This window comes from Pseudomonas sp. DSV-1 (assembly GCF_035830915.1).
GTDB lineage: Bacteria > Pseudomonadota > Gammaproteobacteria > Pseudomonadales > Pseudomonadaceae > Aquipseudomonas.
The window spans coordinates 1872605-1892715 of the sequence record NZ_JAYMYG010000001.1; the positions used below are offsets into that span (position 1 = coordinate 1872605).

General features: G+C 58.3%; 16 protein-coding genes. 9 read left to right on the forward strand and 7 right to left on the reverse strand.

From position 1 onward, the window contains the following. Positions 1-127 precede the first annotated feature (127 nt). Positions 128-1117 (forward strand): ADP-glyceromanno-heptose 6-epimerase, encoded by a 990-nt coding sequence (rfaD, locus tag VSQ83_RS08840; RefSeq protein ID WP_133078242.1) that lies wholly within the window; start codon positions 128-130, stop codon positions 1115-1117. A 106-nt stretch (positions 1118-1223) separates the two neighbouring features. Here rfaD and tal read toward each other — a convergent pair whose 3' ends face one another. The 3 genes from tal to ccoN all read right to left on the reverse strand — a co-directional run bounded on the left by tal (position 1224) and on the right by ccoN (position 4019). Next, positions 1224-2147, reverse strand: a complete 924-nt coding sequence (gene tal / locus VSQ83_RS08845; RefSeq protein ID WP_133078243.1) for a transaldolase — start codon at positions 2145-2147, stop codon at positions 1224-1226. A gap of 155 nt (positions 2148-2302) precedes the next feature. Beyond that, positions 2303-2533, reverse strand: coding sequence for a hypothetical protein (locus VSQ83_RS08850; RefSeq protein ID WP_133078244.1), 231 nt, complete (start codon positions 2531-2533; stop codon positions 2303-2305). A gap of 58 nt (positions 2534-2591) precedes the next feature. Next, on the reverse strand, positions 2592-4019 hold the full coding sequence (gene ccoN, locus VSQ83_RS08855; RefSeq protein ID WP_133078245.1) for a cytochrome-c oxidase, cbb3-type subunit I: 1428 nt from the start codon (positions 4017-4019) through the stop codon (positions 2592-2594). Between the two features lie 337 nt (positions 4020-4356). On the opposite strand from ccoN, the gene VSQ83_RS08860 reads away from it, so the two are divergent. Next, positions 4357-5025 carry a DUF3313 domain-containing protein gene (locus VSQ83_RS08860; protein WP_219261306.1) on the forward strand — a complete coding sequence of 223 codons (669 nt, stop codon included), beginning with the start codon at positions 4357-4359 and terminating at the stop codon, positions 5023-5025. 145 nt (positions 5026-5170) lie between these two features. Here the strand turns inward: VSQ83_RS08860 and VSQ83_RS08865 are convergent, their stop codons facing one another. Next, positions 5171-5962 (reverse strand): hypothetical protein, encoded by a 792-nt coding sequence (locus VSQ83_RS08865; RefSeq protein WP_133078247.1) that lies wholly within the window; start codon positions 5960-5962, stop codon positions 5171-5173. A gap of 253 nt (positions 5963-6215) precedes the next feature. Here VSQ83_RS08865 and tpx point away from each other — a divergent pair, with 253 nt between their 5' ends. From tpx to VSQ83_RS08890, 5 genes are all read left to right on the forward strand, one after another. Next, on the forward strand, positions 6216-6716 hold the full coding sequence (gene tpx / locus VSQ83_RS08870) for a thiol peroxidase (protein WP_095028281.1): 501 nt from the start codon (positions 6216-6218) through the stop codon (positions 6714-6716). Positions 6717-6899: 183 nt separating this feature from the next. Continuing rightward, on the forward strand, positions 6900-8213 hold the full coding sequence (locus VSQ83_RS08875; protein ID WP_326426082.1) for an MdtA/MuxA family multidrug efflux RND transporter periplasmic adaptor subunit: 1314 nt from the start codon (positions 6900-6902) through the stop codon (positions 8211-8213). Further along, positions 8210-11311, forward strand: a complete 3102-nt coding sequence (locus VSQ83_RS08880) for an MdtB/MuxB family multidrug efflux RND transporter permease subunit (protein WP_326426084.1) — start codon at positions 8210-8212, stop codon at positions 11309-11311. Before VSQ83_RS08875 ends, VSQ83_RS08880 begins: the two co-directional genes overlap by 4 nt. Beyond that, entirely contained in the window at positions 11308-14415 is a 3108-nt protein-coding gene (locus VSQ83_RS08885; RefSeq protein ID WP_219261308.1) for an efflux RND transporter permease subunit, read from the forward strand. Before VSQ83_RS08880 ends, VSQ83_RS08885 begins: the two co-directional genes overlap by 4 nt. Continuing rightward, positions 14412-15854 (forward strand): efflux transporter outer membrane subunit, encoded by a 1443-nt coding sequence (locus VSQ83_RS08890; RefSeq protein ID WP_133078251.1) that lies wholly within the window; start codon positions 14412-14414, stop codon positions 15852-15854. Before VSQ83_RS08885 ends, VSQ83_RS08890 begins: the two co-directional genes overlap by 4 nt. 124 nt (positions 15855-15978) lie before the next feature. Here the strand turns inward: VSQ83_RS08890 and VSQ83_RS08895 are convergent, their stop codons facing one another. The 3 genes from VSQ83_RS08895 to VSQ83_RS08905 form a co-directional block, all read right to left on the reverse strand. Next, positions 15979-17055, reverse strand: a complete 1077-nt coding sequence (locus VSQ83_RS08895; protein WP_326426086.1) for a GGDEF domain-containing protein — start codon at positions 17053-17055, stop codon at positions 15979-15981. Between the two features lie 142 nt (positions 17056-17197). After that, positions 17198-17914, reverse strand: coding sequence for an HPP family protein (locus VSQ83_RS08900; RefSeq protein WP_326426088.1), 717 nt, complete (start codon positions 17912-17914; stop codon positions 17198-17200). Between the two features lie 172 nt (positions 17915-18086). Further along, positions 18087-18338, reverse strand: coding sequence for a hypothetical protein (locus VSQ83_RS08905; RefSeq protein WP_326426090.1), 252 nt, complete (start codon positions 18336-18338; stop codon positions 18087-18089). 410 nt (positions 18339-18748) lie between these two features. Between VSQ83_RS08905 and VSQ83_RS08910 the strand changes: the two genes are divergently transcribed. Then, complete coding sequence (locus VSQ83_RS08910; RefSeq protein ID WP_133078255.1) at positions 18749-19279, forward strand: nuclear transport factor 2 family protein; 531 nt, start codon at positions 18749-18751, stop codon at positions 19277-19279. A 329-nt stretch (positions 19280-19608) separates the two neighbouring features. Next, a complete protein-coding gene (locus VSQ83_RS08915; protein ID WP_016780464.1) occupies positions 19609-20013 on the forward strand; it encodes a TraR/DksA family transcriptional regulator in 405 nt (134 codons plus the stop codon). Positions 20014-20111: the final 98 nt, after the last annotated feature.

Here is a 20111-nt window from a genome sequence, read left to right on the forward strand (position 1 = left end):
TGCCCTGCGTCGACTATGGTTAAAAACCACGAAAACCCGGGCCGGCATGACGTTTGACCTGCATCAATGCGGGTGCGCCGCACAGGCTTAGTCTGGGGTCAATCCATGTTCCAGGAGGTTGCCATAGATGAGCATCATCGTGACCGGGGCTGCCGGGTTTATCGGCAGCAATCTGGTAAAGGCGCTTAATCGGCGCGGCGAGCGCGACATCATCGCCGTGGACGATCTGACCGATGGCGACAAGTGCCGCAACCTGGCGGACTGCGATATCGCCGATTACTTCGACAGGCGCGAGTTCGTGCAACGCTTCGTCACCCATCAGTTGGGTGAAGTGCGGGCCGTGCTGCATCAAGGGGCCTGCTCCAGCACGGTCGAAAGTGATGGCCGGTTGATGATGGACAACAATTATCGTTACAGCTGCGATGTGTTGCAGGCCTGTCAGGAGCAGTCGGTGCCTCTGCTGTATGCCTCTTCTGCGGCGGTCTACGGGGCCGGCAGGGATTTTCGCGAAGCCCGTGAGCATGAGCGGCCCTTGAATGTGTATGCCTACTCCAAATGCCTGTTCGACCAGCGCGTGCGCCAGATATTGCCCAAGTCGCGCAGCCAGATCGTCGGTTTGCGTTACTTCAATGTCTACGGCCCCCGTGAGCAGCATAAGGGGCCCATGGCTTCGATGGTCTGGCACTGTTTCAACCAGTACCGCGATCGTGGCCATGTCGAGTTGTTTGGCGAGTATGGCGGCTACCCGGCGGGCGGGCATGAGCGGGATTTTGTGTCGGTGGAGGATGTGGTCAAGGTCAACCTGCACTGGCTGGATCACCCGCAAACCAGCGGTATATTCAACCTGGGCACCGGGCGGGCCCGTTCATTCAATGATCTGGCGCTGGCAACGATCAATAGCGTGCGCTGTGCCGAGGATCGACCGCCTTTGACCCTTGAAACGGCCATTCTGGACGGCGTTTTGCGCTACTGCGAATTTCCGCAGGGGCTCAAGCACAAGTATCAGGTGTATACCTGCGCCGATTTGGGGCAGTTGCGCGAGGCGGGCTATCGCGAGCCGATGATGGGACTGGAGGAAGGGGTGGAGCGGTATTGCGCGCAGCTGCTGGCCCGTTGAAGCCTGAGTACGGGTTGCGGGGGCGGGCTTGCTCGCGATGGGCGCACCCCGGTTTAACGGATAAACCGGGTTGTCTGAGTCGTGAACAAGCCCGCACCTGCAGGTATCACTTGTGGCTGAGCAGTGCTTCCAGTTTTTCCTGGTCACGGGCGAACTGACGAATGCCTTCGGCCAGTTTCTCGGTGGCCATTGCATCTTCGTTGGAGGCCCAGCGGAATTGCGACTCGTCCAGCACCAAGCGGGGTTCGCCTGCGTGGCCAGGGGCCAGTTTGCGTTCCAGCTTGCCTTCGTCCAGAGCCAGTTTTTCCAGCAGGTCGGGGCTGATGGTCAGACGGTCGCAGCCGGCCAGTTGCTCGATCTGGTTGAGGTTGCGGAAGCTGGCGCCCATGACCACGGTGTTGTAGGCATTGGCTTTGTAGTAGTTGTAGATGCGGGTTACGGACTGCACGCCCGGGTCATCGGAGCCGGTGTAGTCAACGCCGGTGGACTTCTTGTACCAGTCGTAAATCCGACCCACAAACGGCGAGATCAAAAACACCCCGGCATCGGCACAGGCAGCCGCCTGGGCGAACGAGAACAACAGGGTCAGGTTGGTTTGAATGCCGTCCTTTTCCAGTTTCTCTGCAGCGCGGATGCCTTCCCAGGTCGAGGCCAGCTTGATCAGCACGCGGTCGCGACCAACACCGGCCTTGTCGTAAAGCTCGATCAACTGGTTGGCTTTTCTCAGCAGGGCGGGTTCGTCAAACGACAGGCGGGCGTCGACTTCAGTCGAAATACGGCCTGGAATCACGTTCAAGATACCGCTACCTACCGATACCGCGAAATGATCGCAGGCCAGGCCCACATCGCCTTTGGCATGGCTGATGGCATTTTTCAGCAGCTCGGCATAGCCGGGCATCGCTGCAGCCTTGAGCAGCAGCGACGGGTTGGTGGTTGCATCCACAGGTTTGAGACGGGTAATTGCGTCGAGGTCGCCGGTGTCTGCGACCACGGTGGTGAACTGCTTGAGTTGTTCCAGCTTGGAAGTCATGAGCGTCTCTGTCGAAAAGGTAGTAATGGCAGTACAGATTGATTGCGTCTTCGATCATTAGTTCGTTGAACGTAGAGTGGCAGAATGCCGCTGAACACGCCCGCAGTGCAACCAATGGTGCAGATTTAATCTGTCGCAGTGCCATTACCCCAACGTCAGATCTCCATCTTGCCCCACCCTGGCTTGCGCGGCTCTGGCTCGCAGATCTGCACCGCATTGACGGTTTTGCCGGTGGCGAGTTCAACCCTGCGTGCCACCTCCGGGTCATCGGCAAACGGGATCAGGCTGGCTTCGTCGATGTCTTTCTCGGTTTTGTGCTTCAAACACCAGCTGACGGCGCAGTAAATGCTGATCACTGCGCAGCTGTTGAGGGCTATTTCGAGCATGTGCAACGCTCCTTGCTGGAGGGCAAGCGCAAGCCTTGTGGCCTGCGCTGCAACGGGATCAGGCAATCCGGGCGGTCAGTTCGGCCTGTTTGAGGTTGGCCACACGCACCGTGCGCCATACGTTCCAGGCCATCAGCAACATGCCGCACAGAAAGAACAGCCCGCCCACCAGGCGTACGACAAAGCCCGGGTGGCTGGCCTGTAATGACTCGACAAACGAGTAGGTCAGGGTGCCGTCATCGTTGATCGCCCGCCACATCAGGCCCTGGGTAATGCCGTTGACCCACATCGACGCGATGTAGAGCACCGTGCCGATGGTGGCCAGCCAGAAGTGCAGGTTGATCAGCGCGATACTGTGCATCTGCTCACGGCCGAAGATTTTCGGGATCATGTGATACAGCGCCCCGAAGGTAATCATCGCCACCCAGCCCAAAGCCCCGGCGTGTACGTGGCCGATGGTCCAGTCGGTGTAGTGGGAGAGGGCGTTGACGGTCTTGATCGCCATCATCGGGCCTTCAAAGGTCGACATGCCGTAGAACGCCAGAGACAGCACCAGAAAGCGCAGGATCGGGTCGGTACGCAACTTATGCCAGGCCCCCGAGAGGGTCATCATGCCGTTGATCATGCCGCCCCAGCTGGGTGCCAGGAGGATGATCGACATCGCCATGCCCAGTGATTGCGCCCAGTCCGGCAAGGCGGTGTAGTGCAAGTGATGAGGGCCTGCCCATATATAAAGCGTGATCAGTGCCCAGAAGTGCACGATGGACAGGCGATAAGAGTAAATCGGCTTGCCGACTTGCTTGGGTACGAAGTAGTACATCATTCCGAGAAAGCCGGTGGTCAGGAAGAAACCTACGGCGTTGTGCCCATACCACCACTGCACCATGGCATCGGTGGCGCCGGAGTACACCGGATACGACTTGAACCAGTCCACTGGAATGGCCAGGTGGTTGACCACATGGAGCATGGCAATCACCAGAATGAAGGCGCCGAAAAACCAGTTGCCGACGTAAATATGTTTCGTTTTTCGTTGTACCACTGTGGTGAAGAAGACGATGGCGTAGGCCACCCAGACCACGGTCATCCAGACGGCACCGGTGAACTCGATTTCGGCGTATTCCTTGGTCGTGGTGTAGCCCAGGGGCAGTGTGATCAGCATGATCACGATCACTGACTGCCAGCCCCAGAAAGTGAAGGCAGCGAGCTTGTCGGAGAACAGCCGCACGTTGCAGGTGCGCTGCACGGCGTAATAGCTGGCGGCAAATTGTGCGCTGCCGGCAAACCCGAAAATCACCAGGCTGGTGTGCAGCGGCCGCAGTCGCCCGAAGGTGGTCCAGGGCAGGTCCAGGTTCATTTGCGGCCAGGCCAGCTGCGAGGCGATCCACACGCCCATGGCCATGCCGATAACACCCCACACCACGGTCATGATGGCGAATTGGCGGACGACCTTATAGTTATAGGCCTGCCCGTTCAGTGCTGTGCTCATGCTCAAGTCTTCCACGGTTTAAAGTCCTGCCAGGCCTCGTGGTCTGGCGCAGGTTGAACTTTAGGAAGCTTGAGTTAAACAAGACAGATTCAGAAAATCAGAATTTATGCGGATCAGATTCTATCGGGTGTTTAGGGGGATTTTATTTAATCTGATCTGGTTTTTAAGATATTCACGAAATTAAAATCCAACTGAGCTGTAAGGCCAGGCCCCATGTGTAGTGCGCGCTCGATCACATTCATCGTGGGATAGAACAGGCTTGTGCGGTGATTCTCCAAGGCTTGGCTATACCTATATGGGCGCGTTCCTACGGTTGCCCCCCTACAGGAGTTACAGAATGAAGCTTGGTTTAATGATCGGTACGTTGTGCATCGCCTCAATCGGGATGGTCGGTTGTGCGAGCAAGGTCCAGCAACCGGATGAATACTCTGGTTTCCTGAAGGATTACAGCCGCCTTAAAGAGGCCAAGTCGCCCTCTGGTGCAGAGGTGATGCGTTGGGTTGACCCAAAACTGAAGGTGAATAAATACACCAGCGTGTATATCGAGCCGACTCAGCTGTACCCGGCACCCAAACCGACAGAGAAGATTCCACAAAGTACGTTGAACGGAATCACCAACTACTACGATCAGGCCCTAAAGCGTGAATTGAGCAAATCCTTGCCGTTGGCCAGCGCCCCTGGACCGGGTGTGATTGTAGTGCGGGCAGCCATCACCGCAGTCAGCAGCGAGACCGAGAGCCTGGCACCCTATGAGTACATTCCGGTAGCCCTGGTGGCTGCGGCGGTGAGCACGGCCTCGGGCATCCGGGATCAGGAAACCCAACTGGCCACCGAAGCCGTCTTTATCGACGGGCAAAGCCAGGATGTTGTGGCCCAGGTCGTGCGCAAAGGCACCGGCAAGCCGCTGGCGAACAGCAGCCAGGCAATGAAGGCCGATGACGTTAAAAACGTGATAGATACCTGGGCTTCGGACTTGCATCAGTCGTACTTGAAGCTCAAGAAATAAGCTAAACGCGCGCGAATGCATGTGTAAATTGTAGTCGCTGCCGCAGGCTGCGAAGGGTTGCGAAGCAACCCGTTTCCCCGAAGCCTGCGCGATCCCGATCCCGATCCCGATCGCAGCCTTCGGCAGCGACTACAGCATCTTCTCCCTACTTGCCGAAAGTGACGTTGATCCCGGCAAACAGGGTGAACTGAGGCAGGTTGTCCCCCTTGCGCTCCACGGTCCATTGCGGCTCAACGAAGGCGTTCAAAATATTGCTCCCGGCTTTCCAGGCCTTGCCTGCACCCAGCCCGATGGGGATGTAGTGGGTGTTGTTTTTCAGGTCGTAGGTCCAGGTGCCCGTGGAGCGCAGGTACCAGCCCTTGGGCAGGTTGTGGATGATGAACGGTTGAAAGGTCGCGCTCTCCACATGCTGGCGGTCGCTGTCACCGGCGAACGAGCTTTGATACTGCACCAGCGCGCCCAGCAGGCCCCGGGGGGATGCGTCGATGGCGACAGCGGCGAAGCCTGCCTGCCATTTGCCGGTACCCAGTTCGTCATGCTCGGCAGTCGGTGCGGTGATCTGCGGTCCGATGCCCAACTGCACACCCTCGGTTTTAAGCAGGAAAATATCAAACAGGTTGAGGTCGCCAATCCCCGTGCTGTAGCCAGTGTGCGGGTCAGGGCGGGTGCTGATCGGCAGCGTGGCGCGCAGCAGTTGCGGTACGCCAATGAAATCGTTCGGCGCCACGGGCAGGGTGCCGCGCAGCAGGGCGTCGTTGGTGTGGATATTGCTGTCGTAAACCTGTGGCGTGTAGTAGTCCTGAAGGTTGGCTCCCGGGGCCAGGTTCAACGGGTTGTTGCTCTTGTTGGCAGTCTCGGCGTTATCCGCCAGCGCATCCGTGACCGGGTACAGGGCAAGGGTAAGCAAGAAACCTGAGGCAAGGCGGGTGATTGGCATGGCGATCCTGATCCTTGGGCGCAAGCTTTATACGCTAGCAGTCGGTCGAGAATTGGCCCGTTTGCCGGCGTATCTTTTAGCGGTTCTGCGCTCCAGCACACAGAAACAGGTCATGCCTGCAGGGTGTGAAGGGCTGTGGGAATAGTCTTTTTGTAGCGAGAGTCGTGAGATTTTTACGATCAGGTCATAGGTCGTCCACCTGATTCATGTTTAACTTCGGCCTCTTCAAAAACTGTTAAGAAGGACATCGTTCATGGCTCAAGTGACGCTTAAAGGCAACCCTGTTCAAGTCAACGGCGAACTGCCTGCAGTAGGTTCCAAGGCGCCAGCGTTTTCGCTGGTTGCAGGTAATTTGTCCGACGCAACACTGGCGAGCTTTGCTGGTAAGCGTAAAGTGCTGAACATCTTCCCAAGCGTAGATACCCCGACTTGCGCCACTTCGGTGCGCAAGTTCAACGCCGAAGCCAATGCTCTGCCGAACACCGTTGTATTGAACATTTCGGCTGACCTGCCATTCGCGCAAGCCCGTTTCTGCGGCGCCGAAGGTCTGGAAAACGTGCAAAACCTGTCGACCCTGCGCGGCCGCGAGTTCATCGAGAACTACGGCGTAGCCATTGCTGACGGCCCGTTGGCTGGCCTGACTGCGCGCGCGGTCGTGGTTCTGGATGAAAACGACAACGTGCTGCACAGCGAACTGGTCAAAGAAATCGCTGAAGAGCCGAACTACGAAGCAGCCCTGGCTGTTTTGAAGTAAGTCGTACTGCAAGACTCAAAGCGGCCTGGCACCGAGAGGTGCCAGGCCGTTTTTTTTTGCGCCCACAATGGCTGTCATCTTTTGCTCATGACCCCTCTATAACGTAAATAGCCGGTAAAGAGCCTTTTCATAACGCCCCGCACTGCTTATCGTTCGTGCTCCTGTAAATTATCGCTCGCGCTAATGGTTGATCACTCCATGCAATCCTCTGTTTCCCACAAATCCCGTTTCTGGCTGTTTGGCCTGCTGGTCTTGCTGATAGTCCTTGGCCTGTGCTGGTGGCTTTGGCCATCTGCCCCGAAAAAGGCCGCGACCGATCAGCCCGCCGGGCACACCAGCCGCTCGGGGATGATGCGTCCCGGATTTGGCGGGTCTACTCAGCCCGTTCCGGTGCGGGTGTCGGAAGTAGTACAGGGTAATTTCCCGGTGTACTTCAAGGCCCTGGGTACTGTGACGGCACTCAACACGATCAACGTGCGCAGCCGGGTGGCGGGGGAGCTGGTCAAGATCTATTTCAAGGAAGGTCAGATGGTCAAGGCGGGTGAACTGCTGGCCGAAATCGACCCGCGCAGCTATCAGAATGCGCTGCTGCAAGCCGAAGGCACGCTGCTGCAGAACCAGGCTCAACTGAAAAACGCCCAGGTTGATGTGCAGCGTTATCGTGGCCTGTATGCCGAAGACAGCATCGCCAAGCAGACCCTGGATACAGCCGAAGCACTGGTCAGCCAATATCAGGGCACGGTCAAGACCAATCAGGCAGCCGTCAATGATGCCAAGCTGAATCTGGACTTCACCAAGATCCGTGCACCGATCAGTGGCCGTGTGGGCTTGCGTCAACTGGATGTCGGCAATCTGGTCGCAGCCAACGACACCACGGCCCTGGTTGTGATCACCCAGACCGAGCCGATCGTGGTCGCTTTCACCTTGCCCGAGACCAATCTGGCGCTGGTGCTTGAACGTTATCGCAGTGGCGCAAAAATGCCGGTGCAGGCCTGGAACCGGGGTGACACTAAAGAGCTGGCAGTGGGTGTGTTGAGCAGCATCGATAACCAGATTGATATCACCACCGGTACCCTGAAATTCAAGGCGCTGTTCGAGAACCGCGATCAGGTGCTGTTCCCCAACCAGTTCGTCAATGTCCGCCTGCTGGCCGACACCCTTCAAAACGTGGTGCTGGCGCCGACAGCGGCCATTCAGTTCGGCACCAACGGCTCGTTCGTGTATGCAATGGACGGCGACAACAAGGTCAAGATCCGCACCATTAAAGTGGGTGCCACCGACGGCGACGTGACGGTGATCGAAGACGGCCTGGCCCCAGGTGATCGTGTGGTGCTCGAAGGCACCGACCGTCTGCGCGACGGTGGTGCAGTCGAAGTGGTCAATGACAGTGCTGAAGTGCCAACAACGGCTGCAGGGCAACTGCTGGATGGCGGCCCTGACACCGATACAGCTCCGGCCCCGGCCCCTGACAAAGCCAAGACCAAGGCCCGCGAATGAATCTGTCGCGACTGTTTATCCTGCGCCCGGTCGCAACCACGCTGTGCATGCTGGCCATCGTGTTGTCCGGGATCATCGCCTATCGATTGTTGCCGGTGTCGGCCTTGCCTCAGGTCGACTACCCGACTATCCGCGTGATGACGCTGTATCCCGGGGCCAGCCCGGATGTCATGACCAGTGCCGTGACGGCGCCGCTTGAGCGTCAGTTCGGGCAAATGCCGGGCCTGACGCAAATGGCCTCCACCAGTTCCGGTGGCGCATCGGTGCTGACGTTGCGCTTTAACCTCGACATCAATATGGATGTCGCCGAGCAACAGGTGCAGGCCGCGATCAACGCCGCCAGCAACCTGCTGCCCAAGGATTTGCCGGCACCGCCGGTGTACAACAAGGTCAACCCTGCGGATACCCCGGTGCTGACCCTGGCGATCAGTTCCAAAACCATGCCGCTGCCCAAGCTCAATGACCTGGTCGATACACGCATGGCGCAAAAAATTGCCCAGATCAGCGGCGTGGGCATGGTCAGCATTGCCGGCGGTCAACGCCAGGCCGTTCGGATCAAGGTCAACCCCGAAGCGCTGGCTGCCAATGGCCTGAACCTGTCGGATGTGCGCACCCTGATCGGGGCGTCCAACGTCAACCAGCCCAAGGGTAACTTTGACGGCCCGACCCGGGTATCGATGCTGGACGCCAATGACCAGTTGAAAACCCCTGAGGAATACGCCGAACTGATCCTGGCGTACAACAACGGCGCGCCACTGCGACTCAAGGACGTGGCTGAAATTGTCGATGGCGCCGAAAACGAGCGTCTTGCCGCCTGGGCCAACGAAAACCAGGCTGTGCTGCTGAACATCCAGCGCCAGCCCGGTGCCAACGTGATTGAGGTGGTCGACCGGATCAAGGCGCTGCTGCCGAGTATCACCGACAACCTGCCGGCCGGTATCGACGTCACGGTGCTGACCGACCGCACCCAAACCATCCGCGCCTCGGTGCGCGATGTGCAATACGAATTGCTGATCGCCATCGCGCTGGTGGTGATGGTGACATTCCTGTTTCTGCGTCGCGCCAGCGCCACCATCATTCCATCGATTGCCGTACCGCTCTCGCTGGTCGGCACTTTTGGCGTGATGTACCTGGCGGGGTTCTCGATCAACAACCTGACGCTGATGGCCCTGACCATCGCCACCGGCTTTGTGGTGGATGACGCCATCGTCATGCTCGAAAACATTTCGCGCTATATCGAAGAAGGCGACAGCCCGATGCAGGCCTCGCTCAAGGGCGCCAAGCAAATCGGCTTTACCCTGATCTCGCTGACCCTGTCGCTGATTGCGGTACTGATTCCGCTGCTGTTCATGGCCGACGTGGTGGGGCGTTTGTTCCGCGAGTTTGCGATCACCCTGGCGGTGGCGATCCTGATCTCGCTGGTGGTCTCGCTGACCCTGACGCCCATGATGTGCGCACGCTTGCTCAAGGCAGAACCCAAGCCGCAAGAGCAGGGGCGCTTCTACCGTGCCAGCGGCGCGGTGATTGACTGGATGATTGCCGAATACGGGCGCATGTTGCAGTGGGTGCTCAAGCACCAGCCGCTGACCCTGCTGGTGGCTATCGGCACCCTGGCGTTGACCGTGTTCTTGTACATGGTGGTGCCCAAGGGCTTCTTCCCGGTGCAGGATACCGGGGTGATCCAGGGCATTTCAGAGGCGCCGCAGTCGATTTCGTTCAGCTCCATGAGCCAGCGTCAGCAGGAGCTGGGCCAGATCATTCTGCAAGACCCGGATGTTGAAAGCCTGTCGTCGTACATCGGGGTGGACGGGGATAACCCGACGCTCAACAGCGGGCGCATGCTGATCAACCTCAAGCCACACAGCGAGCGTAGCGACAGTGCTTCCCAGGTGATCGCGCGCCTGCAACCGCAACTCGACAAGCTGGCGGGCATTCGCCTGTTTATGCAGCCGGTGCAGGACTTGACCATCGAGGACCGTGTGAGCCGCACCCAGTACCAGTTCAGCCTGTCTTCACCGGATGCCGAGTTGCTCAGCACCTGGAGCCAGAAGCTGGTCACGGCGCTGTCCAATCAACCCGAGTTGGCCGATGTGGCCAGCGATCTGCAGGACAAGGGTTTGCAGGTGTATCTGGTGATTGACCGCGATGCGGCCTCGCGCCTTGGGGTGTCGGTAGCCAATATCACGGACGCGCTGTACGACGCCTTTGGCCAGCGCCAGATCTCCACCATCTACACCCAGGCCAGCCAGTACCGCGTGGTACTGCAGGCCAAGGATGGCGAGAAAATAGGCCCGCAAGCACTGGACCAGATCCATGTCAAAACCACCGACGGCGGCCAGGTACGGCTGTCGAGCCTGGCCAGGGTCGAAGAGCGTCAGGCGCAACTGGCGATCTCCCATATTGGCCAGTTCCCTTCGGTCATGGTCTCTTTCAACCTGGCCCCCGGGGTTGCTCTGGGCCAGGCCGTCGAGCTGATCGATCAAGTGCAAAAAGACATCGGCATGCCGTTGGGGGTCAAGACCGAGTTTCAGGGCGCTGCACAGGCGTTCCAGGCATCGCTGTCGAGCACCTTGCTGCTGATTCTGGCGGCGGTGGTCACGATGTACATCGTGCTGGGCGTGCTCTACGAGAGCTACATCCACCCGATCACCATCCTGTCGACCCTGCCTTCGGCGGCGGTGGGTGCCTTGCTGGCACTGATTCTCAGCGGCAATGACCTGGGGATGATTGCGATTATCGGCATCATCCTGTTGATCGGTATCGTGAAGAAGAACGCGATCATGATGATCGACTTCGCCCTCGATGCCGAACGTAACCAGGGCATGGCCCCCGAGCAGGCGATTTATCAAGCCGCGTTGTTGCGTTTCCGGCCGATTTTGATGACCACCCTGGCGGCCTTGTTTGGTGCCATACCGCTGATGCTGGCCACCGGTTCCGGGGCTGAATTGCGCCAGCCCCTGGGCCTGGTGATGGTCGGCGGTTTGCTGGTGAGCCAGGTGCTGACCCTGTTCACCACCCCCGTGATCTACCTGTACTTCGATCGACTGGGTCGTCGCTGGCGCGGTGATGCTGTCCAGACCGGGCAGGCGTCGGTATGAACCTGTCCGGTCCGTTCATCAAGCGCCCGGTAGCCACCATGCTCCTGAGCCTGGCAATCATGTTGCTGGGCGGCGTGAGTTTTGGTTTGTTGCCGGTGTCGCCGCTGCCCCAAATGGACTTCCCGGTCATCGTGGTCTCGGCCAACTTGCCGGGGGCCAGCCCCGAGGTCATGGCGTCTACCGTGGCCACGCCGCTGGAGCGATCCTTCGGCGCGATCGCCGGGATCAACACCATGAGCAGCAACTCCAGCCAGGGCTCGACCCGGGTGATTTTGCAGTTCGATCAGGACCGCGACATCAACGGCGCAGCACGGGAAGTGCAAGCGGCAATCAACGCTTCGCGCAACCTGCTGCCCAGTGGCATGAAAAGCATGCCGACCTACAAAAAGATCAACCCGTCACAAGCGCCGATTATGGTGTTGTCGCTGACTTCCGAGGTGCTCTCCAAGGGCCAGCTGTACGACCTGGCCTCCACCATCCTCTCCCAAAGCCTGTCCCAGGTGCCGGGTGTGGGCGAAGTGCAGATTGGCGGCAGTTCGTTGCCTGCGGTGCGTATCGAGCTGGAGCCGCAACTGCTCAACCAGTACGGTGTTTCCCTGGATGACGTGCGCAGCACCATTGCCAATGCCAACGTGCGTCGCCCCAAGGGCGCGGTGTCCGACGGTGATCGCAACTGGCAGATCCAGGCCAACGACCAGCTGGAAAAAGCCAAGGACTACGAGCCGCTGATCATCCGTTACCAGGATGGCGCAGCCCTGCGACTGAGCCACGTGGCCAAGGTCAAGGACAGTGTCGAAGACCGCTACAACAGTGGCTTTTTCAATAACGATGCAGCGGTGCTGCTCGTGGTCAACCGTCAGGCCGGGGCCAACATCATCGAGACCGTGAACGCGATCAAGGCCCAGTTGCCGGCCCTGCAGGCGGTGCTGCCGGCCAGTGTCCAGCTGAACCTGGCGATGGACCGTTCGCCCGTGATCAAGGCCACCTTGCATGAAGCCGAAATGACCCTGCTGATTGCCGTGGCACTGGTGATTCTGGTGGTGTTCCTGTTCCTCGGCAATTTCCGTGCGTCGCTGATTCCGACGCTGGCGGTACCGGTTTCATTGGTGGGCACCTTCGCGATCATGTACCTGTACGGGTTCTCGCTGAACAACCTGTCGCTGATGGCCCTGATTCTGGCCACCGGGCTGGTGGTGGATGACGCCATCGTGGTGCTGGAGAACATCTCGCGCCACATCGATGCCGGTATTGCTCCCATGAAAGCCGCGTACCTGGGGGCCAAGGAAGTCGGATTCACCTTGCTCTCGATGAACGTGTCGCTGGTAGCGGTGTTCCTGTCGATCTTGTTCATGGGCGGGATTGTCGAAAGCCTGTTCCGCGAGTTTTCCATCACCCTGGCAGCGTCCATTGTAGTGTCGCTGGTGGTGTCGTTGACCCTGACGCCGATGCTGTGTGCACGTTGGCTCAAGCCCCATGTGCCGGGCACTGAAAACGCCATGCAGCGCTGGAGCATCCGCCTCAACGAGCGCATGGTCAGTGGCTATGCCCGCAGCCTGGACTGGGTGTTGCGCCACAAGCGCCTGACGCTGTTCAGCCTGCTGGTGACCATTGGCGTCAACGTTGCACTGTATGTGGTGGTACCGAAAACCTTCATGCCGCAACAGGACACCGGGCAACTGATCGGTTTTGTTCGCGGTGACGACGGCCTGTCGTTCAGCGTGATGCAGCCGAAGATGGAAATCTTCCGCAAGGCGGTGCTGGCCGACCCTGCGGTCGAGAGCGTCGCGGGTTTTATTGGCGGTAACGGCGGTACCAACAATGCGTTCATGATCGTGCGCCTCAAGCCGATTTCAGAGCGCAAGGTGTCTGCACAAAAGGTCATCGAGCGCTTGCGCGAAAACATGCCCAAAGTCCCCGGTGGCCGCCTGATGCTGATGGCCGACCAGGACCTGCAGTTTGGCGGCGGGCGTGATCAGACCAGCTCGCAATACTCGTACATCCTGCAAAGTGGCGACCTCGGCCAATTGCGCACCTGGTATCCGAAAGTGGTGGCCGCGCTCAAGGCGCTGCCGGAACTGACGGCCATCGATGCCCGCGAAGGTCGCGGCGCACAACAGGTGACGCTGGTGGTTGACCGCGACCAGGCCAAACGCCTGGGGGTGGACATGGACATGGTCACGGCCGTGCTCAACAACGCCTACAGCCAGCGGCAGATTTCCACCATCTATGACAGCCTGAACCAGTATCAGGTGGTGATGGAGGTCAATCCCAAATACGCCCAGGACCCTGAAACCCTGAATCAGGTGCAGGTAATTACCGCCGAGGGTCAGCGCATCCCGCTGTCGACCATTGCCCATTACGAGAACAGCCTGCAGAACGACCGGGTCTCCCACGAAGGCCAGTTCGCTTCGGAGACCATTGCGTTTGACATGGCACCCGGGGTCTCGCTGGAGCAGGGCACTGCGGCCATTGAACGGGCTATCGCAAAACTCGGCTTGCCCGAGGAAGTGATCGTGAAAATGGCCGGTACGGGAGATGCCTTTGCCGCCACACAAAAAAGCCAGCCGTTCATGATTCTGGGTGCGTTGGTGGCGGTGTATCTGGTGCTGGGGATTCTCTATGAGAGTTACATCCACCCGCTGACCATTCTGTCGACCTTGCCGTCGGCCGGTGTCGGCGCGCTGCTGAGTATCTACCTCACGGGCGGCGAATTCAGCCTGATCTCGCTGCTCGGTTTGTTCTTGCTGATCGGTGTGGTGAAGAAAAACGCGATCTTGATGATCGATCTTGCGCTGCAACTGGAGCGGCACTCGGGCCTTGCGCCGCAGGAGTCGATCCGCAGTGCGTGCCTGCAACGTTTAAGGCCGATTTTGATGACCACCCTGGCGGCCATTCTCGGCGCCTTGCCGTTGATGCTGAGCACCGCTGAAGGTGCAGAAATGCGCCAGCCCCTGGGCCTGACCATTATCGGCGGGCTGATTTTCAGCCAGATCCTGACCCTTTACACCACCCCGGTGGTTTACCTCTATCTCGACCGTCTGCGCCATCGTTTCAACAAGTGGCGTGGCGTGCGCACTGATGCTGCTCTGGAAACTCCGCTATGACCTCTCGTTTGTTTCTCCTTGCCCCGGCATTGTCCGTTGCGCTGCTCAGTGCCTGTGCAATCGGCCCGGACTACCAGCGCCCGCAAACCTCAGCGCCCCTTGAGTACAAAGAGGCCGCCGGCTGGACTCAGGCCAACCCGAGCGATTCATTGGCCCGTGGTGCCTGGTGGGAGTTGTACGGTGATCAGCAGCTCAACGGGCTGGTTGAAAAACTCAACAGTTCCAACCAGACCATTGCGCAGTCCGAAGCCCAGTTCCGTCAGGCCCAGGCATTGGTGCGCAGCGCGCGCGGGGCCTTTTTGCCCAGCGCCGACTTGAGCGTGGGCAAAACCCGCTCCAGCCAGGGCACCGGTAGCTCCAACTCAAGCCTGACCAGTTCCAGCAGCGGTATTCGTGACACCTTGAATGCCCAGGTCGGGGTGAGTTGGGAGGCTGATGTGTGGGGCAAACTGCGTCGCGGCCTGGAAGCCAACGAGGCCAGTGCCGAAGCCAGCCTGGCCGATCTGGCCGCCATGCGCCTGAGCCAGCAATCGGAACTGGTGCAGAACTACCTGCAGCTACGGGTTATCGATGAGCAAAAGCGCTTGCTGGAAGCCACGGTCGAGGCGTATCAGCGTTCGCTGAAAATGAGCGAAAACCAGTACCGTGCGGGGATTTCCGGCAAGGATGCGGTGGCTCAGGCGCAAACCCAGTTGCGCAATACACAGGCCAGCCTGATCGACTTGATCTGGCAGCGCGCACAGTTTGAAAACGCGATCGCGGTACTCACCGGGCAGGCACCAGCGGGGTTCAACCTGGCTGAAATGGCAGACGTGCCCAAGCTGCCGCAGATCCCGGTCAGCCTGCCTTCACAACTGCTGGAAAGACGTCCTGATATCGCCTCGGCGGAGCGTTCGGTTATCGCTGCCAATGCCAATATTGGCGTCGCCAAAGCGGCTTACTACCCGGACTTCAGCCTGAGCCTGTCGGGCGGTTACAGCAGCAGCCAGTATCAGGACTGGATCAGCGTGCCGAACCGTTTCTGGTCGGTGGGGCCGAAAATTTCCCTGCCGCTGTTTGATGGCGGCCAGCGATCGGCAGAAGTGGACCGTAACGAAGCCGTCTACGACCAGACCGTGGCCAAGTACCGCCAGACCGTGCTCGACGGTTTACGGGAAGTGGAAAACTACATGGTGCAGTTGAAGGTGCTGGGGGATGAGTCTGTGGTGCAGGAACAGGCACTGGAATCGGCCCGTGAATCGCTGCGCTTGACCAGCAACCAGTACAAGGCGGGCCTGATTGCTTATCTGGACGTGGTCTCGGTACAAACCACCGCCCTGAGCACCGAGCGCAGCGTGCTCAACCTGCTGCAAAGCCGACTGATTGCCAGCGTGCAGTTGATCGCGGCGTTGGGTGGCGGTTGGGATGGAAGCACTGACCTGAGTGCTCAGGAACAATAAAATCTGCCTCGATGGCGCTCACCAAACCTGATGGTTGCAGCGCCTTTGTGGGAGCGGGCTTGCTCGCGATGGAAGCACCGCGGTCGTTCGAATACACCTCGGCACCTGTATCGCGAGTCGGTCTCTACTGATAAACACTGAACCGGTCCTTGCCGCTGTGCTTGGATGCGTACAACGCCTTGTCTGCATTGGCCAGGGCCTGGTTCAGGGTGTCGTCATCGCCCACCCGGGCCAGGCCGATGCTGACAGTCACCGGGTGCGAATAGGGGGCTTCACGCACCTGTCGGCACAACGTATCCATCAGCGTCTCGGCGTCGCTGCGACGTACACCGGCCAGGTACACGGCAAACTCTTCTCCGCCCAGTCGCGCGTATTCATGGTCGGCCATCACTCCCTTGATGATGTCGGCAGTACGCTTGAGCACTTCATCGCCAATATCATGGCCAAACTGGTCGTTGACCTTCTTGAAGTTATCGATATCGATCATCGCGAGATAGTGGTCGTGTTCCCGGGGCAGGGCCTGTAACTCATGGCCTGCCTGGAGCATGAAGGAGCGCCGGTTGGGAATCTCGGTCAGGGCATCCAGATAAGCCTGGGCCACCAGCAATTTGGACATTGTGTAGTTGTGCAGTTTGACCCGGCGTAGTTTGAAAAAGCTGTAGATCGTCAGGCTGCACAAAAAGGCGAAGTAGCACAGGATCAAGAGGCCGCGCAGATCCATGATCGACGCCTGGGTCATCAGGAAAGGGTTGAGCATCACGCAGTTGATGGCCGCAACGCTGAGAAAGGCCCAGCGGCTCAGGGGCAAAACCGATGCGCTGTAAAGAATGCTGGAACTGGCAAGTGCCAGCCAGATGGGCTGTGTCTCTGCAGGCAGGCCAAAGATGATCAGGCGCAGGCCGAGCGTGATGAACAGGACGAAAATCAGGTTGAGTACGTCGAAGTGCCGGTAGTTGTGAATAAAGCCAAGAATGACAGTCAGCCCCACCATGACGCTGATAAACAGCAGGGAAAGGCCGGTAAAACCCTGGCCGCCCTTGGTGCTGACAATAAGGTTGAACAGCAACCAGATCGCAATGCTCGTGATGTAGGTCAGGCGGCAAAAGTTGCGCAGTTTTTCGAAATCGTGTTGGGCAAATTCGGCTTGCAAGGCAGGGGGGGCAGCTTGTTTCGAAATCGCTGATTCAATGGTTTTGAGCATCGCGCGCCTTGATCACTGTCGGATGACGGTATCCGGGGGGATCAAGTGTTCCACAATTTTCTCCCCGGAGTTGCCCGGATAACCCTAGCAGGAGTTGGCGGCTTATCGAAACCGGGCAAGCCAATAGTGCCCGGTATCCGCATCAGCCCTCGTGGGCGAAGACTTCGCCGATGCTGCGACGGCGCGCATGTTGTTCGCTGGCCCTGATCAGCTCTTCAAGATCTTCTGGGGTGACGTCGATGAACGCGTCCATTTGCTGCAATGCATGTTGCAAGTCCTGGGCGGTAATGCCCGGGTCAACGGGGGGCTGATCAGCAATCACCAGCGGGTTCGCCTCGGCCGATTTTTTTGGGTAACGCACACGGGTCAGATTGTTGTAGGCCAGCGCCGCAATCAGCATGCTCACTGCGCTGAGCATCACCGGGGCGAGCATGCCCCACCCCAGGCTGGCACTGTCCGGGTCAGCCAGCACCACCAGTAACGCCAGCGCACCGGCAGGCGGGTGCAGGCAGCGCAGCAGGCACATGCACAGCATGGCGATGCCGACGGCGAGGCAGGCGCTGTCCAGGCCGCGCCCAAAAAAGTACACCACTCCCAGAGACACCACCGTTGCACACAGGTAGCCGCCGACAATCGACCAGGGTTGTGCCAGCGCACCTGAAGACACGGCAAACAGCAAAATGGCCGAAGCACCCAGCGGGCCAATCAAATGCATGGCCACGGGCAGACCAAAGAACAGGCTGCACACCCAGACGCTGAACAGCGTGCCAAGGGATACGCCTACGGCTGCGCGGCTCCATTCAGTGGGACGGGTGTTCGTAGCCGCAGGCAATAGGCGGCTGATCCAGCGGTTTTGCATGGTCAGGACAATCCGGTGTTGTGGAGCGGGGAGGTAAAAAAAGGGCCTGACGGGATTACCGGCAAGCCCTTGAAATGTCCCTTCATTTGGGGGAGGAACGGGTGCAGTCTGCCCCGTAATGGGGCAGTCCGCAAATGCATAATAATGCTTGTTAAGTGCATTATTTTTGATGTTAGCCGCGATTATCAGCGGCAAGCTTGCCCAGAACGCGCTCATACACCTCGTTGCTCAATAGACGCTGCTCTATAAAGGTGCGTGCGGCAGGGCTCTTGGCCAGCGGACCTTTTAGAACAATCAATGCATCCCGCAGTTTCAGCAGCTTGCACAGTGTCAGCACGCACGTGTCGTCTGCGCATCCTTGCGCCTGGGAACACAGGTCCTGCTCGGGGCAGTGGTCAGCATTGGCAAGCAAGGATTCATTCATCACGTTGTGCTCCATATAGGCAGGGTATGGATGGACGCATAGAGGGTATTGTCGCCAATGCCATGTATCAGGATACAAGCAGTGACATAACGCTTGTTTACTCAGCTGGCGATCTAGGATTAGTGGCAATGATTGTAAAGTTTCAAAACTGCGGGGTGTTGTAAGGTAATGCGTAGCTAAGAGATAAGGTTTACGGAGAAAACTGTAGGATTGTTCGATGTGGTCGGTGAGGTATGAGGGATCGTGAAATCACTCATGAATATGAGCTCAGTCGCGCTTTTACTGATGTGGTTTCATGCTGAAGCTGGCATCAGTAGTTAAAAGTAGAAATACTTTATGCGAGCGTTGTCAGCCCCTGCTCAAGATGACTTTGCGTGCCCATCAAACCCGACTTCCAGGACGCATCCCTAATGCCGAACATCGCTGGTTCGATTGAAAAGTACATTTTTGCCAAGGATTCAAACCGTCCTGACCTTTTGCGCCAAGCCTTCACTGCAGATGCAACCCTTGAAATGGTTGTACGCACCGGTGTCATTTCATTTCCCCCTCAGGTCAGCGGTCGAGCAGGTATCGCCGATGTGCTGGTGCGCCGCTTTGGCCAGAGTTATGAAAACGTCTATACATTTTGTCTGGGTGAGCCACCCAAGGCAGGCGCCAATACCCATGCCTGCAAATGGCTGGTGGGAATGTCTGTCAAAGAGACTCGCGAATTACGCATAGGTTGCGGCGAATATCACTGGCGATTTGCGCCGCAGTCGGGACTGGCAGAGCATCTGTGCATCACGATCGAGCACATGCAGGTTTGTCCGTCGCAATTCCTTGAACCTGTAATGAATTGGCTGCAGAGTCTGGATTACCCGTGGTGCCTGCCTGGCGAGATGATTGAGAGGGCGCCACAGCTCAGCAACATTGCCCCTGTCATTGAGTATCTTCAAACCTGAGCCTTGGCTCGCGGCCTGTAATCACAGATCCATGCGCACACCACGTCTTAGCACGTGATGTGTGCATTTTCAGCCTGGCCATTGAATTTCTTGCTATAAACGCACTCCATTAGCCCCCGGCGAACACGTTTTTCAGCGATTTTCAGGTTTTGCTGGACAATAGGTGCTTTTTCGGTTGCTGAGTCGATAAGTCGGCCTTAGACTGCCGCCCCTCGTAAATTGAGTGCCGGGTGGCGCTTGAAATAGATGGCACCTAACGGGTTGGGATCAAAATCGGTCAGAACGCTCCCTAATTAGCCTTAATGCACGTATTTTTTATAGAGAAATCAATGACAAAGGATAAGTTGCTGGCCATGCCGGCGGATGACTACATGAATGCCGAGCAACATGCTTTTTTCAGCGAGCTGTTGCAAAACATGAAGGTTGAAACCCACGAGCGTATCGAGCAGAACCGCATCGCGATCGAGAGCCTGGACACTCCGGCCGACCCTGCAGACGCCGCTTCGGTTGAAGAAGAGCGCACCTGGCTGGTGAACGCAATCGACCGTGACCAGCGCATGCTGCCTCAGCTTGAGCAAGCACTTGAGCGTATCAAGGACGACAGCTTCGGCTGGTGTGATGACAGTGGCGATGCAATCGGCCTCAAGCGCCTGCTGATCAGCCCTACCACCAAGTACTGCATCGAAGCTCAAGAGCGTCACGAGCAAATCGACAAGCATCAGCGTCAGGCCTAAGCGCCTGTCCTTGCCGGAACCGCGCCATGCGGTTTCGGTAGCTTGGGCTCTGCAGTCGTTCCCATTGCAAGCCTCTCCCCCGCAGCAATTCCCGCTAA

Coding starts and splice junctions, on each gene's coding strand:
- rfaD (WP_133078242.1), top strand. CDS start 128: ATGAGCATCATCGTGACCGGGGCTGCCGGGTTTATCGGCAGCAATCTG.
- tal (WP_133078243.1), bottom strand. CDS start 2,147: ATGACTTCCAAGCTGGAACAACTCAAGCAGTTCACCACCGTGGTCGCA.
- VSQ83_RS08850 (WP_133078244.1), bottom strand. CDS start 2,533: ATGCTCGAAATAGCCCTCAACAGCTGCGCAGTGATCAGCATTTACTGC.
- ccoN (WP_133078245.1), bottom strand. CDS start 4,019: ATGAGCACAGCACTGAACGGGCAGGCCTATAACTATAAGGTCGTCCGC.
- VSQ83_RS08860 (WP_219261306.1), top strand. CDS start 4,357: ATGAAGCTTGGTTTAATGATCGGTACGTTGTGCATCGCCTCAATCGGG.
- VSQ83_RS08865 (WP_133078247.1), bottom strand. CDS start 5,962: ATGCCAATCACCCGCCTTGCCTCAGGTTTCTTGCTTACCCTTGCCCTG.
- tpx (WP_095028281.1), top strand. CDS start 6,216: ATGGCTCAAGTGACGCTTAAAGGCAACCCTGTTCAAGTCAACGGCGAA.
- VSQ83_RS08875 (WP_326426082.1), top strand. CDS start 6,900: ATGGTTGATCACTCCATGCAATCCTCTGTTTCCCACAAATCCCGTTTC.
- VSQ83_RS08880 (WP_326426084.1), top strand. CDS start 8,210: ATGAATCTGTCGCGACTGTTTATCCTGCGCCCGGTCGCAACCACGCTG.
- VSQ83_RS08885 (WP_219261308.1), top strand. CDS start 11,308: ATGAACCTGTCCGGTCCGTTCATCAAGCGCCCGGTAGCCACCATGCTC.
- VSQ83_RS08890 (WP_133078251.1), top strand. CDS start 14,412: ATGACCTCTCGTTTGTTTCTCCTTGCCCCGGCATTGTCCGTTGCGCTG.
- VSQ83_RS08895 (WP_326426086.1), bottom strand. CDS start 17,055: ATGCTCAAAACCATTGAATCAGCGATTTCGAAACAAGCTGCCCCCCCT.
- VSQ83_RS08900 (WP_326426088.1), bottom strand. CDS start 17,914: ATGCAAAACCGCTGGATCAGCCGCCTATTGCCTGCGGCTACGAACACC.
- VSQ83_RS08905 (WP_326426090.1), bottom strand. CDS start 18,338: ATGAATGAATCCTTGCTTGCCAATGCTGACCACTGCCCCGAGCAGGAC.
- VSQ83_RS08910 (WP_133078255.1), top strand. CDS start 18,749: ATGCCGAACATCGCTGGTTCGATTGAAAAGTACATTTTTGCCAAGGAT.
- VSQ83_RS08915 (WP_016780464.1), top strand. CDS start 19,609: ATGACAAAGGATAAGTTGCTGGCCATGCCGGCGGATGACTACATGAAT.